This is a genomic window from Mycobacterium sp. NGS29, from assembly GCF_059812965.1.
Genome location: NZ_JCALDR010000001.1, coordinates 82,825 through 95,352, shown reverse-complemented (window position 1 = coordinate 95,352; position 12,528 = coordinate 82,825). Strand labels below are relative to the sequence as shown.

Here is a 12,528-nt window from a genome sequence, read left to right as displayed (position 1 = left end):
TCTGCGAAGGAGAGCCGATCGTGCCTGCTGCCGACGGTCGCGATTCGCCCGCCCGACGCCACCCACGGCGGACAGCGCCGGGTCTTGTCCGATTGGCGCTCGTGTGCAGTGTCGCCCTAGCCGGGTGCAGCCACGTCGTACCTGGCACTGCGAAGGTCGCCGAGCGGGGCTCGACATCGTCGAGCGGACCCATCCAGCCGTCGCAACTGGACGACCTGTTGACGCCGTCGGGGTCGTTTTCCGTGGTGCCCGGCAATCCGCTTTCTGAGGAGGACATGCAATCGGCGCTGTTCATCGGCGCTGATCCAGCGGCATGTCATGGGGTGGTCGGCTTCGGCCGCTATCCCCTGTTCCCGGCGACGTACACCGGACGCGAAGCCCGCACCCAGCAGGACCGACGGTTAGACCAGCATCAGCTGCTGGAGGTTTCGGCCACCTATCCGGCCACCTTCAACGCCGCCGATTTCCTGAACTCGGTGCGCAAAACCGTGACCGACTGCCATCACCCCGTCACCGCCTGGGGTGACAGCGGACGCAAGAGCACCGTCAACCCGACGCCGTTGATGCAGAGTCCGCCCGATGTTGCACAGTGGATCACCAACCTGGCCGGGCAGCAATGGACTTGCGAATTCGCCGTGATCGCCAAAGCCAATGTGATTTCGGAGATCGTCGGCTGCTCCCCCGACCGATCCGTGGACCTCGAGGCACTGGTCGCCAAGCGCCTCAAGAAAATTGCCGAACTGCTTAGGTCGACCTCGTGAACATCGTTGCGAATCAACCGGATTCGTCAGCGTGAGCCGCGACCCGTCTGCTGCTGCAATTCGTCGATGAGGTCCGAGGCTTTCGCCTTGGTCAGCTCATCTGGTACGTCGTAGTCGGCTTCCCGGGCGAGCGTGTCCAGATAACTGCGCTGGGCTCCGGTCATCGGCTCATCTCCGGTGACCCACTCGGACGTATCCTTCTCCGCGTTCTCCAGCGGCGCCTGTCGGCTCTCTTCGTTCATGTCATCCCACCTCCGCCGAGAGGGATAGCCGTCGCACACCTGTTCGAAACATCGGAAGTTTGGGCGTTGATCAGCGCCCTGCGACGCCCACGGTGAGCAGGACGCACCCCACCGCAGCAAGCAGACCGGCGACTTCCAGGCGCCGCCGCGAGCCCACCCAGTTGTTCACTGCGGTCATCGTTCGGCGGGTGGCATCCGGCGCCAGCAAGCAGGCGACGAGCGAGATCTCCACCGCCGCAGCAGCAACGACGTTGAACAACAACAACGCGCCCACCTGGGTCATCGCGGCGGCGCCGGAGGCCAGGATGACGGCCAGCGCCGCCAGGTAGTCCACCGACGGCAGGGCGATCCCCAGCCCGGCCACCGTCGCGACCCACAGCGCTTCGCCGTTCAGGAGCTGCCGAACCCGCGCCGGCAGTCTTTGGACGATGGACTCACGCCGGTCAGCATCTGCGGCCGGGCCACGGACGCGACGCCAGAGAACGGTCGCGGCCAGCACAGCGGCGGCCAGCACGGCCAATGCGCCGAGAAAGACCTGGACGTTGGGCAAGGAGAGATGGCCAGCGGCAATTACCCGTCGTCGCAGCACGAAGATCACGACCAGACCCACGGTGACTCCCATGGCGAAGCCGCCGCACAGGAACGCGATCAACTGCAGGGTCGGTTTCGGTCTGTTGAGCATGAGCACCGTCATGCCGATCCGGAACGGTTCCAGGCTGACGGCCAGGGCCATCACCAGGATGGTGATCCACAATGCGTCAGATTTCCGCTGCCGGAGAAGCGGTGTCGATGCTGACCAGTTCGGCCAGACCGCTCATGGTGAGGGCCGACATCAGCAGGGGGTGGGCGATGAGATGAATGTCGTCGGCATGGGCGAACAACGCGTTGATCGCGGCACTGTCCAGGTACTCCACGGCACTGAGATCGACGGTCAGCTTTTCCTCCGCGGCTTGGCCGGTTGCATTGGCCAAAGCCTGGTTGAAAGCATCGATATTGCTCAGATCGATCTCCCCCACCGCAAGCAGCACCAGCCTTCCGCCGTCCGTGCGCGCCGTATCGAGGGTCAGCAGGGTGGACATCAGGCAATCCTCGCAGATAGGCGGACGATGGTTCCGGCGTTGTCGGTGTCGATGGTCACCTCTTGCATCAGGCGTCGCATCAGTGCGATTCCGCGTCCGCGCTCGGATTTGACCGACGGCTCGGTGGCGGGTTTCCAGGAACCGGTGTCGGTGATGGTCAATTGCACTTCGTCGACCAGCGCGACCGCATCCAGACAGATGGTGCCCGGCGAATCGTTGCGGTGGCCGTGCTCGATGGCGTTGGAGACGGCTTCGCCGGCGGCGATCAGCACGTTCGTGGTCTGCTCTGGACGCATGCGGGTACTGGTCAACCAGCGGCGCAGAGCGCTACGCGTCGGCGCCAGGTGGCTGGCATCGGGCGGGAACTTCAATTCCAGCGGGGCCGGGTGGCGGTGGAGCAGCAGGACGACGTCGTCCTGATAACCACCCGTCGGTTCGACGCGGGACATGATCTCATTGGCCAGCTGATCCAGCTCGGCGGTTTGGGCGCCTTGCACGACGGCGGCGACCTCGGCGATACCGTGCTCCAGCGGGACGCGGCGGCGCTCAACCAGACCGTCGGTGTAGAGCACCAGTGTGGAACGGACCGGCATGATCACTGACGCTTCGGGACGAGACCAGTCGCGTCGCACCCCTAACGCAATGGTGTGCCCATCGTCGAGGATCTGGACGGTGCCATCGGCATGGACGAGGATCGGCGGCGGATGGCCGGCGCTGGAATACACCAACTCACCGGTCCCGGGGTTGAGCACCACACACACGGCGGTGGTGCACTGGGCGCCGGGCAGCCGCGCAGCGAAGCGGTCCATCCCGGACAGGGCGGCGGCGGGACTGGGGTTGTCGAAGAGCAGCGCGCGACACGCGCTGCGCACCTGACCCATCACGGTCGCGGCGGTCAGATCGTGGCCCACGCAGTCGCCGACCACCATCGCGATGCGACCATCGTCCAGCTCGACGACGTCGTACCAGTCGCCACCGACCTGCAGGGGCCGGCTGGCGGCCTGGTATCGCACCACGAATCCGCCCGGCAGGTGGGCCGGTCCGAGAATCGCGTGCTGCAGCGCCAGGGCCGTCTCGCGCTGCTGGTCGACCTGGTACACCCGCTGCAGGCCCTGTCCGAGACGACCGGCCAGCACCGTGAGCAGCGTCTGGTCCTCGAGGGTGAACCGTCGACGGTCGTCCAGATCGATCCAGACGACCAGCACGCCCTCGGGATGCTGCAGAGCGATGCCTGCGGTACCCGGCTCGGTGGTGTTCGGCGTGAGCAGGTCGCCCTCGCGTAACGCGTTCAGCAGTTGGCGGGTGCGCGCCGGAAGATCGGCCCACTGCACGGACTCACCGACCGCCACGACCTGAGGGATGTAGCCGGGGTTTGGCTGGGAGCTGCCGGCGGGAAAGGTGACCGCCAGGACACGACGGGCGCGCCACTGCCGGCGCAACTCCTCAGCCGCGGCGCGAAGTGCGTCGTCGAGGGTGTCTGCTTGCGCAAGTTCCTGGTTGAGCGCATGTTCGCGGCCGGCTGCCAGGGCCAAGGCGATGGCCGCGTGGCGGGCGAAGTCACTCACCAGGTCGAGATAGTCGGCGCCGAACTGCGGCTGCTGCGGGTGCCGGGCGACCGCGATCACGCCCAGCACGGCGTCCTGGGCGATCAACGGCATGACGATCGCCGGGCGTTCGCCGACGTCGGTGAACCCCTCGATCGGGTAGGCGAAGGAATCCGTGATCAACGGCAGGCCGCGTCGCGCCACGCCACCGGTGGTGGAGCCTTCCATCGGGACCTGCCGACCGATCACCTCCGACGCGTACCGGCCGGCGGTAGCGGCCACGACCAGCGTGTCCACCTCGTCGGCCGGCAGGTCGGGCTCCCCCGGGACCAGCAGAATCGCCTGCTCGGCGTCGGCCAGCTCCAGCGCTCTGTTCACGATGAGCTGCAACGGGCCCGTCTGCGGGTCGCCGGATAACAGCGCGGTGGTGATTTCGCGGCTGGCCTTCGTCCATTTCGCCGACTCTCGTTCCCCTTCGAAGAGTCGCGCGTTATCGATGGCGGCGGCCGCGGCGGAGGCCAAGGCCCACACGGCACCTTCGTGGGAGTCATTGAACACCCGGCCGGGCCGGTCGTCGGCGAGGTAGAGGCTGCCGAAGTCGACGCCCCGCACTGTGATGGGTATTGCGAGCAGTGCCCGCAGTGGCGGGTCGCAGGCGGTTAGGGCACCGGCCTGCGGGTGAGTGCCCAGGTCGTCGATGCGGATACCCTCGCCCACCGGCAGGGCGCCCAGCTGCCGCGCGGTGGTGTCGTCGAGGCCGTTGTGCACGAACGTTGTCAGCGCTTCATCCGATGCGCGGATAGCGAGGGTCCCGTACGGGGCGCCGGTCAGTTCCATCGCCGCGTTGACGATCCGGTGCAACGTCACGTTCAGGTCCAGATCCGAACCGATCTCGACGATGACCCGGACCAGTTGTTCCATCTGGTCCCGTGCCGCCACCAGCTCATCGAGCTGTTCATGCATGCGGGTAACCAGGTCACGCCGTCCCAGCCAGGCGAGAGCAGCTTCTCCCCGGTGGTTGGTCATAGAAACAACCTAAACCCTGGGTGGGTGGTTCTTGCTCAACGCTTGAATCGTCGTGGCGCGCGGGGCCCCGAGCCGAGCCGCAGCGGGTGAGTAATCGACTACTCGGGTTGCTTACCCGTCGTCGGCGCCGAACGCCGCCCGCTGCACTTCGCGCAGCGCATGCAGCTGTTCGAGGTAGTGCTCCAGCGAGTGATGGACGAAGCGCGCCGACACTGTGGTGGTGCCACCGGCGGCCAGGGCCAGCAGTGTCTCCGCTGTCGCGTCCGGTTTCGCGACGGGATCGAGGGGATGCTCGGCAGGCATGACGACCTCGAAGCCGGCGGGTAGTTCGTACCTTGGCAGCCACTGGGCTGCTGTCTCGATGGAGACGTTGAACGGGCACCAGCCGTCGGCGAGGGTGACCGCCCGCCGCAGGGAGCGTCGGGTGCGGCCGCCGATCCACAGCGGCAGGTGCTGCTGCAGCGCACACGGGTCGACCGTCAGTCCGCGGAATGAGTAGTAGTCGCCTGCATAGGTGGGTTCGTTGCTCGGCAGCGCGACTCGCAGTGCGCGCAAAGCGTCGTCGCCGCGGGCGCCGCGGTCTTCGAACGGGGCGCCCAGCAGGTCGAACTCCTCTTTCAGGGACCCGACGCCCAGCCCGAGGATCACCCGTCCCGCGCTGACGTGATCGAGTGTGCCGTAACGCTTGACGATTTCCAGCGGGTGGTGATAGCCGAGCACCAGGGTCATGGTGGCGAAGCGGATCCGCGTGGTGCGCGCCGCAACGTAGCCGAACGTGGCGAGCGGATCCCAGTAGCGCGCGCCGCGTCGCGCCGTCTCGGTCGAGGGCAGCCCGATGTGCTCGCTGCACGTCATGTGGTGGTAGCCGAGTCGGTCAGCGACCTCTGCGACCCGTCCGATTTCCTGGATACCTGCGTCTTTCTCCCACTGCAGCGGCGCCCCACCGACATTGGTGACGACCGGGGTGGCGATGCCGAGTTTCACCGCAGCGGCTCTTCGCCCGCCAGGATGGTGCGGTGCATCAGGCGACCGCTGTCCTCCGGGTAGGGCAGCACCCGGTGCATGGTGCCGGTGTTGTCCCAGATCAGCAGATCGCCGGGCTGCCACTGGTGTTGGTAGACATACTGGGGCTGGGTGGCCCAATCACGAAGGCGTGCAAGCAACGCGCGGCTGTCCTCGACCGACAATCCGAGGACGTAATCGGCGGTTGCGCCCAGCAGCAGTGACTTGCGGCCAGATTGATGGGTCCACACCAGCGGACAGGTCTTGGTGGACGACTGTTGCCAGAATGCCACTTCGGTGTAGCTCATCTCCGGCGTCACGTAGTACTGCGAGCGTTCCGCGCTGTGCACGACGCGCAGTTGCGCGATCTGTTGCTTGGCTGTCTCCGGCAGGTCGTCGTAGGCCGCGTAGGTGTTGCAGAATTCGGTTTGGCCGCCGGTGTCGGAGAGCGTGACCGCCCGCAGTAGCGTGGCCAGATTCGGCAGCGGCTGCAGGGAACCGTCGAAGTGCCAAAACATGGATCCCTTCAGGTATTTGGCCCGCTGGTTCACCTTCTCGTCGAGTGAGATCTTGTTGATGCCGCCCTGACCTTCGTTGGCGACCACAGTGCCGAGTGTGTTGGCGATAGCCACTTGCTGCTCGTCGCCGATGTCCAGCCCGCGGAAGAACACCACGCCGCGTTGTTCGAGGATCTCGCGGATCGAGGCGGCCTCGCGGCCGCTGAGCAGCGTGTCGAGGTCGGTTCTGATCTCGCTGCCGATCGTCGTTGTCACGTCGACGATTTCGAGCTGCGCGGAGCTGAGGCCCATGAGCTTCAGCTCACTCTCGTGAGGATCGTGGTGGCCGAATGCTTGACCCGCGGCTGCTTCCACAACTCGACGGCCAGCGAGACGGTGATCAGCGAATAGAGCAGGTTGCGCAGGTTCGCGACGTCTTCGGGCAACTCCTCGGCGTAGTCGAACTTGTCGACGTAGGCGACCGCCTCTTCGGCATACGGGAAGATTTCGTCATAGAACGTCCGGATCTGATCCATCGAGCTGCTCACCCGTTTGACGTAGCGCTGGTGCCCGTCTTCGATCGCCCACTCCGGCACCAGATGTTCCAGATGTGAGAATCCCTCCGGCAGGATGCTTTTCACTTGATCTTTGCCTTTTCGCCGGCCTCGACATAGTCGCCGACCACTTTGTGCAGATGCCGCAACAAGATCTCCTCGTCGTTCATCGTGAAATGCGTGAGGACACCGCTGTTGAGCATCGCCTGCAACCCTTCGGAAGGACTGGCGTCTTCCAGGATGATGTCGTTGAGGTAGGTCACGGTGAGTTCCTGGCCGAGTCGCTCCTTATGCGATGTCGGTGGCTGGTAGTACATCTCGGCTTCGAAGATGTGCGAGTGCGGACCCGTCGGCCAGTGTGCATGGGTGCTGAATCCCGACGACCCGAAGATGATAACGAAGTTGGGGAAGAACTGGAACGAATCGAAGCCGTATTTCTCGGATTTGGTGGGGTTGATGCCCTCCGGCATCGGACCCCGATCGAGTTTCTTGTTCCACGGCCCAGCCGCGCTGGCTTCCATCACACATTCGATTGGCTTGGAGTACTCCGTCTTTCGCGACGGCTCACCGGAGAAGGAGAACATCCGGTGCGGGCCGTTCAGTTGATAGGCCAGCGCGTCGGTAAACGGGTTGGGCTTGTCCAGGGCGTCTCTGGCCTCCGCGGTGACGCTGCCGAATGAGGTCGCGTGCAGATACGGGCCGTGGTAGCTTTCCGCGAAGCCATCGACGAATATCTTCCAGTTGCACTGCAATTCGGCGGTGAACTTGTAGACCTGGTGCGGACCTTCGAAGGGGTAGCCCTCGATGCCATGGGCGAGCTCACCGAGGTAGGAGCGCAGGGACTCGGTGTTATCAGGGTTGAGATTGATGAAGATGAAGCCTTCCCACACCTCGCACTGGACCGCCGGCACCCGGCAACTGTCGGCGTCGAAGTCCAGCAGCAGATCCTTGCGGGTGGCCGCGTGCAGCGTGCCGTCCAACTTATAACGCCATCCGTGGAAGCGGCAGTACAGCAACGGCGCGCGGCCGGACACCTCCTGGAAGGGATCGTCCTCCCACAGCATTTTGTTGCCACGGTGCGGGCAGATGTTGTGGAAAGCGCGGACCACGCCGTCCTTGCCCCGCACGATGATGATCGAGGTGTTCAGAAATCTGAGCTCGCGGGTGAAGTAGCTGCCCGAACGCGGGACGCGCTCGACGCGGCCCATGTAGAGCCACGTTTTCTTGAAGATGTGTTCGCGTTCTTTTTCGTAGAACTCTGTCGACACGCAGTCTTCCAGCGAGACCGGACCGCGCCCGAGTTCGGGGTAGGCGTCGGTCCAGTGTCCGCTTGCGGGTTTGGTCACCAGGCTGTTGTGACTCATGAGGCCCTCCTCGCGCCGACGGTAACAGCTGTCGAAATGCTCCAAACAGATGCAAAACCGCAACACCCTGTTGCATAGTTGGAACGAACCCATGGAGCAGAACCTGACCTTCGACCTCGATGCCCTGCTGATTTTCGGCAGGGTCGTGGAGAGTCGCAGCCTGTCGAAGGCAGCCGCCTTATTGGGTATGCCGAAGTCGACCGTGAGCCGCAAGTTGACCAAGCTGGAATCCGACCTCGGCATCAAGCTGCTGCGCAAGAACACCCATCAACTCACCGTCACCGACCTCGGCGAGCAGATCTACGCCCGTGCGACGAACATTCTCGGCGAAGCCAACGGCGTACGCGCCCTGGTCGAAGCGAGCAGGCAGGAACCACAGGGTGAGCTGCGCGTCGCGATACCGGTGTTCGTCGGCATCGACTACGCATCCCGGGTGGGCGCCAGCTTTCTGCAGCGTTATCCGCAGTCGCGGTTGGACATACGGCTGGTCGACACCATGGTCGACCCGGTCAGAGACGGTTTCGACGTGGTGTTCGGCCCTGGGCCCCTGCAAGATTCGACACTGATCGCACGCAAAGTGTTCGACCTTGAACTGTTTCTGTGCGGAGCACCCGCCTTCGTGGCTGAACTCGGTGCGCCCATCACCGACCCGGCCCAGCTGAACGAGTTGCCCTTCATCGACTTCGGCTTCGGCGGACCGCGCAAGCTCACCGTGGTCAGGGACGAGCAGCGCTGCGAACTATCCCCGCCAGTTCGCGCCCGCGCCAACAACTTTCAGGTGTGCAAGCAGTACATTCGGCAGGGCCTCGGCGTCGGCGCCATGCCCACCCAGATCATCTGCACCGCGGAACTGCGCGAGGGCAGCCTTGTGCCGATCCTGCCGCAGTGGACGTTGGACCCGCTGCCGGTGCACATGATCTACCCGTTCGAGCTGTCGTTCTCCACCCTGATCAGCGCGTTCTACGACACGGCCTGCCAAATCATCACCGAGAACATCGCCCGCAGCCGCGATCTAGAGTTCGGGGCACAGGGACGCGAGGAACCGTTGGGTTCGTAGCCGGGATTCGGTCCTGGATGCGGGATCGTCACCGAGCGGGACGATCCGGGCGGCCAGGTCGGTAACGCCAGCGTCCCGGTAGCTGTTCAGCCGTTTGACGACGGCCGCTTCGTCGCCTGCGGCCATCGTGTCGCCGACGTCCTGGGCGTCGCCCTGCTCGAGCAGTCGAACGTAGTTCGGGGAGAAATCCGCGTGTCCGAGGATCTCACTGGCGTAAGCGCGAGCATCGTCGACGCGGCTGTTCTCACACACGGCGACCGGGATGCCGGCCACGATGCGCGGCGGTTGACGTCCTTCGGCGGCGGCAGTGATTCGGGGGGCGACGTAGTCGCCGATGGCACGTTCGTCGGCCATCCACAGGATGGTGCCGCCAGCTCGTTCGCCGGCCAGCCGCAGCATCGTCGGGCCCAGTGCGGCAAGCAGAACCGTCATCCCAGGTGTGTCCGCGACGTCGATGGAAGCGTTGACCCGGTAGGTGTCGTTGGCGATCTGCACGGGTCCGGGTCCCGCGAATGACGCGTGCAGCACGTCGAGGTAGTCGCGCACCAGACGGGCCGGCCGGTCGTAGGGCAGCCCGAGTTGGTCGCTGATGATCCAGTGGTGCGACGGGCCCAGACCGAGGGTGAATCTGCCGTTGCAGGCGGCGTCGGTGGTCAACGCCTGCTGCGCCATGATCATCGGATGCCGCGTCTGGATCGGGACGACTGCCGTGCCCAGTTCGATGCGTGCAGTCACTTGACCGATCAGTGCCACAGCGGTCATCGCATCCAGATAGCCGGGGACCTGCGGCATCCAGAATGAGGCGAAGCCGTCCGCCTCGGCGGCTGAGGCATCAGCCAGCAGGCCCGCCAGGCGGTCGGCGCGGGTCCGCTCTTTGTCGGAACCGACCATCAGTCCGAGGCGCATCGAATGTCCTCCTCACCGGCGCTCGAGTGCGCCTGTTGTGCACCAGAGCAGCGTCGGGTCAGCGCCCGGCGGTGGCCAGTTGCGGTGGTTGGCGTAGGCCCACACCTCCCACGGATTGTCGTAATAGCCCGCTGTTTGGACCAGGCTGTACCAGTTCTGGTTTCGGTGGAACAGCCAGTACCCGGTAGCGACGACGAATCCGGCGGCCATCCAGCCGGCGTAGCTGAGCGGGAACAACGGGCCGAAGAGCCTGCTCTGCCAGACATGCACCATTTCGTGATCGAGCATCAGACTGTCTGCCTCCGGACCGGTGCCCAGGCTGGTGGTGACATTGCCCAACGTGGTGACAAAGCCGGGGATGCCGATGCCGCCGCGGTAGACATGAGCGCCGGCGCGCCGGCTGAGCACGGCATCGTATCCGGAATCCGGCATGACCTCGTTGACCAGTTGCAGGCCATATCCCAGCGCGGTGCCCGCGGCGCCCCAGGTGTAATCCAACAAGAAAGCGGCCCAGCCGCGCCAGCCCCGGAAGTCGTAGATGTTCAGTTGGCGGCGGATGACCGGGCCGGCCGCGAATGACTTCACAAGGGCAGGCTAGACCGAAATGATTCGGGCGAGTCAAACCCTGGGCAGTTGGCGAGCAGTCTGGCACGGTCATGGGGTGCGCGGGTGTGGCTGAGCGGCTAGGCAGCGGCCTGCAAAGCCGTATACACGGGTTCGAATCCCGTCACTCGCTCCAAGGTTCGGCGTGGCACACGCGTCTAGCCGCGGTATTGCGCCACCCGTTCGGCGTATTCGTCGAGCAGGCGCAGCGACTTGTCGGTCGGTTTGGTCGGCAACAACAGCGCCAGTTGCCCGAATCCCAATTCTTCTGCAGCGCGCCAATATTCGGGATCCTGCGGCGCACCGAACATCGCCAGTGGAACGTCGTGCGTGGCTGCGTCGCGCAATTGGTCGACCCGTCGGCTGATGCGGTCGATCGGGAAGGGATTGGAAATCCAGCCCGCTTGATGCCGCACCACGCGCTTTACAGTGGCATCCGAGTCGCCGCCGATGAAGATGGGCGGGTGGGGTTGCTGCACGGGCTTGGGGCGACTGTACGACGGTTCGAAATCCACATATTTGCCGTGATACTCGGCGGGTTCGTCGGTCCACAGTGCCTTGATCGCCTCGATGCGTTCGTCCAGCAGAGCACCGCGGGTCTTCGGGTCGGTGCCGTGGTCGCGCATTTCCTCGAGATTCCAGCCGGCGCCGACGCCAAACACGAAGCGGCCGTTGGAAATGAGGTCGATGCTCGCGGCTTCCTTGGCCGTGATGATCGGGTCACGTTGAATCAGCAGCGCAATGCCGGTGAACAGTTCGATCTTCGACGTCACCGCCGCGGCTGCGGCCAGCGTGACGAACGGGTCGAGCGTGCGGTAGTAGATCGACGGCAATTCACCCCCGAGCGGGTAGGGCGATTGGCGACTGGCCGGGATATGCGTGTGTTCAGCGACCACCAGCGACTCGAATCCGCGCTCTTCGATGCCGCGCGCCAGTGACACCGTGTCGATGCTGTCGTCGTTGACGAACGTGGCGATCCCGAACTTCATTGCTACTCCTGTCACTCGATTCTGAGTGTGCAGCCCACCAAGGCCGCCCATTTATTCCCCGTAGGCTCCAGCTGCGCGCGGGACGAAACCGTGTGGCCAGGGGTTTCGGCGCCGGCACGTGGAACGTACGTGGCTTCGCTAGGTACCACGGGTCACATCCGCCCCAGGCGTAACAGTGCGGAGATACCCACCCCGCAGCCCACCTCACGGCGACTTTCCCACGCAAGCGCGACAATTGATCGTCGCAGCCAAGCCGAGCGCGGCGACGTGCGAATGTCGCGCATAGCTGGGAAAGTCGCGCTGAGGTGGGCACTGATCTGTTCGGTCCCCAACCGCGCGACTCCGGTCGGGCAGCACAGCCGACGTCAGACAGAGTCAGTCGTAGATGACGTCAAGCCCGCGCCGGCGCAGGTCGGCCAAGACGTCGCGCATGGCGTGCAGCTGTTCGGGGGGATGCCCCACCCAATCCGTAAGTTCGCCAATGATTTTCACGGGCTCACGGGTGCGGTAAGAGTGAGTCGGGTTGCCGGGCAACTTCTTGTCCGTGACGTTCGGATCGTCTTCGAGAGCGCCTTGGGCCGCTACCAGGTAGATACGGCCCGGCCCCTCCCCCTGCGCCAGTTCGGCACCCCACACCGCGGCGTCCAACGTTCGGGTCACGTAGACGTGATTCATGATTCGATTCGGGTCGTAGTTCGACCGACGTCCGGGCACCAGCAGATCACCGACCGCGAGATCGGCTTTGGTGCCGTGCAGGAGCGCCCCGGATTCGTACACTTCGAAAGGCTTCGGCGGGTGCGACACTCCGCGCTCACTCATTCGGCGCCGAGAACGAGAAACGGATCGTGGTGCAGCGAGAGTTCAAGCATGCCAACTCCTTCGGTCAGTTCAGGTCCCGCTCGAA

At 64.7% G+C, this 12,528-nt stretch carries 14 protein-coding genes and 1 tRNA gene; 3 read left to right on the top strand and 12 right to left on the bottom strand.

Annotation, left to right across the window (positions count from 1 at the left end; genetic code table 11):
• The first annotated feature begins 101 nt into the window (after positions 1-101).
• Positions 102-761 (top strand): sensor domain-containing protein, encoded by a 660-nt coding sequence (locus AC5Y5Z_RS00450; RefSeq protein WP_499922768.1) that lies wholly within the window; start codon positions 102-104, stop codon positions 759-761.
• Positions 762-787: 26 nt separating this feature from the next.
• Here AC5Y5Z_RS00450 and AC5Y5Z_RS00445 read toward each other — a convergent pair whose 3' ends face one another.
• The 8 genes from AC5Y5Z_RS00445 to AC5Y5Z_RS00410 all read right to left on the bottom strand — a co-directional run bounded on the left by AC5Y5Z_RS00445 (position 788) and on the right by AC5Y5Z_RS00410 (position 8,069).
• Positions 788-1,003 (bottom strand): DUF3072 domain-containing protein, encoded by a 216-nt coding sequence (locus AC5Y5Z_RS00445; protein WP_463824676.1) that lies wholly within the window; start codon positions 1,001-1,003, stop codon positions 788-790.
• A gap of 70 nt (positions 1,004-1,073) precedes the next feature.
• The gene (locus AC5Y5Z_RS00440; protein WP_499922762.1) at positions 1,074-1,757 is read right to left on the bottom strand and encodes a GAP family protein; all 684 of its coding nucleotides are present in this window, start codon (positions 1,755-1,757) and stop codon (positions 1,074-1,076) included.
• Positions 1,758-1,761: 4 nt separating this feature from the next.
• Complete coding sequence (locus AC5Y5Z_RS00435) at positions 1,762-2,082, bottom strand: STAS domain-containing protein (protein ID WP_463824678.1); 321 nt, start codon at positions 2,080-2,082, stop codon at positions 1,762-1,764.
• Entirely contained in the window at positions 2,082-4,652 is a 2,571-nt protein-coding gene (locus AC5Y5Z_RS00430) for a SpoIIE family protein phosphatase (RefSeq protein WP_499922759.1), read from the bottom strand. The genes AC5Y5Z_RS00435 and AC5Y5Z_RS00430 overlap by 1 nt, the downstream gene beginning before the upstream one ends.
• 111 nt (positions 4,653-4,763) lie before the next feature.
• Entirely contained in the window at positions 4,764-5,636 is an 873-nt protein-coding gene (locus AC5Y5Z_RS00425) for a TIGR03619 family F420-dependent LLM class oxidoreductase (RefSeq protein WP_463824680.1), read from the bottom strand.
• On the bottom strand, positions 5,633-6,463 hold the full coding sequence (locus AC5Y5Z_RS00420; protein WP_499922756.1) for a TauD/TfdA dioxygenase family protein: 831 nt from the start codon (positions 6,461-6,463) through the stop codon (positions 5,633-5,635). Before AC5Y5Z_RS00420 ends, AC5Y5Z_RS00425 begins: the two co-directional genes overlap by 4 nt.
• A 5-nt stretch (positions 6,464-6,468) precedes the next feature.
• Complete coding sequence (locus tag AC5Y5Z_RS00415) at positions 6,469-6,792, bottom strand: hypothetical protein (RefSeq protein WP_463824682.1); 324 nt, start codon at positions 6,790-6,792, stop codon at positions 6,469-6,471.
• The gene (locus AC5Y5Z_RS00410; protein ID WP_463824683.1) at positions 6,789-8,069 is read right to left on the bottom strand and encodes an aromatic ring-hydroxylating oxygenase subunit alpha; all 1,281 of its coding nucleotides are present in this window, start codon (positions 8,067-8,069) and stop codon (positions 6,789-6,791) included. Before AC5Y5Z_RS00410 ends, AC5Y5Z_RS00415 begins: the two co-directional genes overlap by 4 nt.
• A gap of 91 nt (positions 8,070-8,160) precedes the next feature.
• Between AC5Y5Z_RS00410 and AC5Y5Z_RS00405 the strand changes: the two genes are divergently transcribed.
• Positions 8,161-9,126 (top strand): LysR family transcriptional regulator, encoded by a 966-nt coding sequence (locus AC5Y5Z_RS00405; protein ID WP_499923154.1) that lies wholly within the window; start codon positions 8,161-8,163, stop codon positions 9,124-9,126.
• Here AC5Y5Z_RS00405 and AC5Y5Z_RS00400 read toward each other — a convergent pair.
• Positions 9,082-10,032, bottom strand: a complete 951-nt coding sequence (locus tag AC5Y5Z_RS00400; protein WP_499922754.1) for a TIGR03564 family F420-dependent LLM class oxidoreductase — start codon at positions 10,030-10,032, stop codon at positions 9,082-9,084. The genes AC5Y5Z_RS00405 and AC5Y5Z_RS00400 overlap by 45 nt on opposite strands.
• A gap of 12 nt (positions 10,033-10,044) precedes the next feature.
• Positions 10,045-10,617, bottom strand: coding sequence for a hypothetical protein (locus AC5Y5Z_RS00395; protein WP_499922752.1), 573 nt, complete (start codon positions 10,615-10,617; stop codon positions 10,045-10,047).
• An 80-nt stretch (positions 10,618-10,697) separates the two neighbouring features.
• On the opposite strand from AC5Y5Z_RS00395, the gene AC5Y5Z_RS00390 reads away from it, so the two are divergent.
• Positions 10,698-10,771 (top strand) — tRNA-Cys (locus AC5Y5Z_RS00390).
• Positions 10,772-10,793: 22 nt separating this feature from the next.
• On the opposite strand, the gene AC5Y5Z_RS00385 is transcribed toward AC5Y5Z_RS00390, so the two are convergent.
• Positions 10,794-11,624, bottom strand: a complete 831-nt coding sequence (locus tag AC5Y5Z_RS00385; protein WP_499922751.1) for an LLM class F420-dependent oxidoreductase — start codon at positions 11,622-11,624, stop codon at positions 10,794-10,796.
• A 375-nt stretch (positions 11,625-11,999) separates the two neighbouring features.
• Positions 12,000-12,443, bottom strand: a complete 444-nt coding sequence (gene arr / locus AC5Y5Z_RS00380) for an NAD(+)--rifampin ADP-ribosyltransferase (RefSeq protein WP_499922749.1) — start codon at positions 12,441-12,443, stop codon at positions 12,000-12,002.
• Between the last annotated feature and the right edge of the window lie 85 nt (positions 12,444-12,528).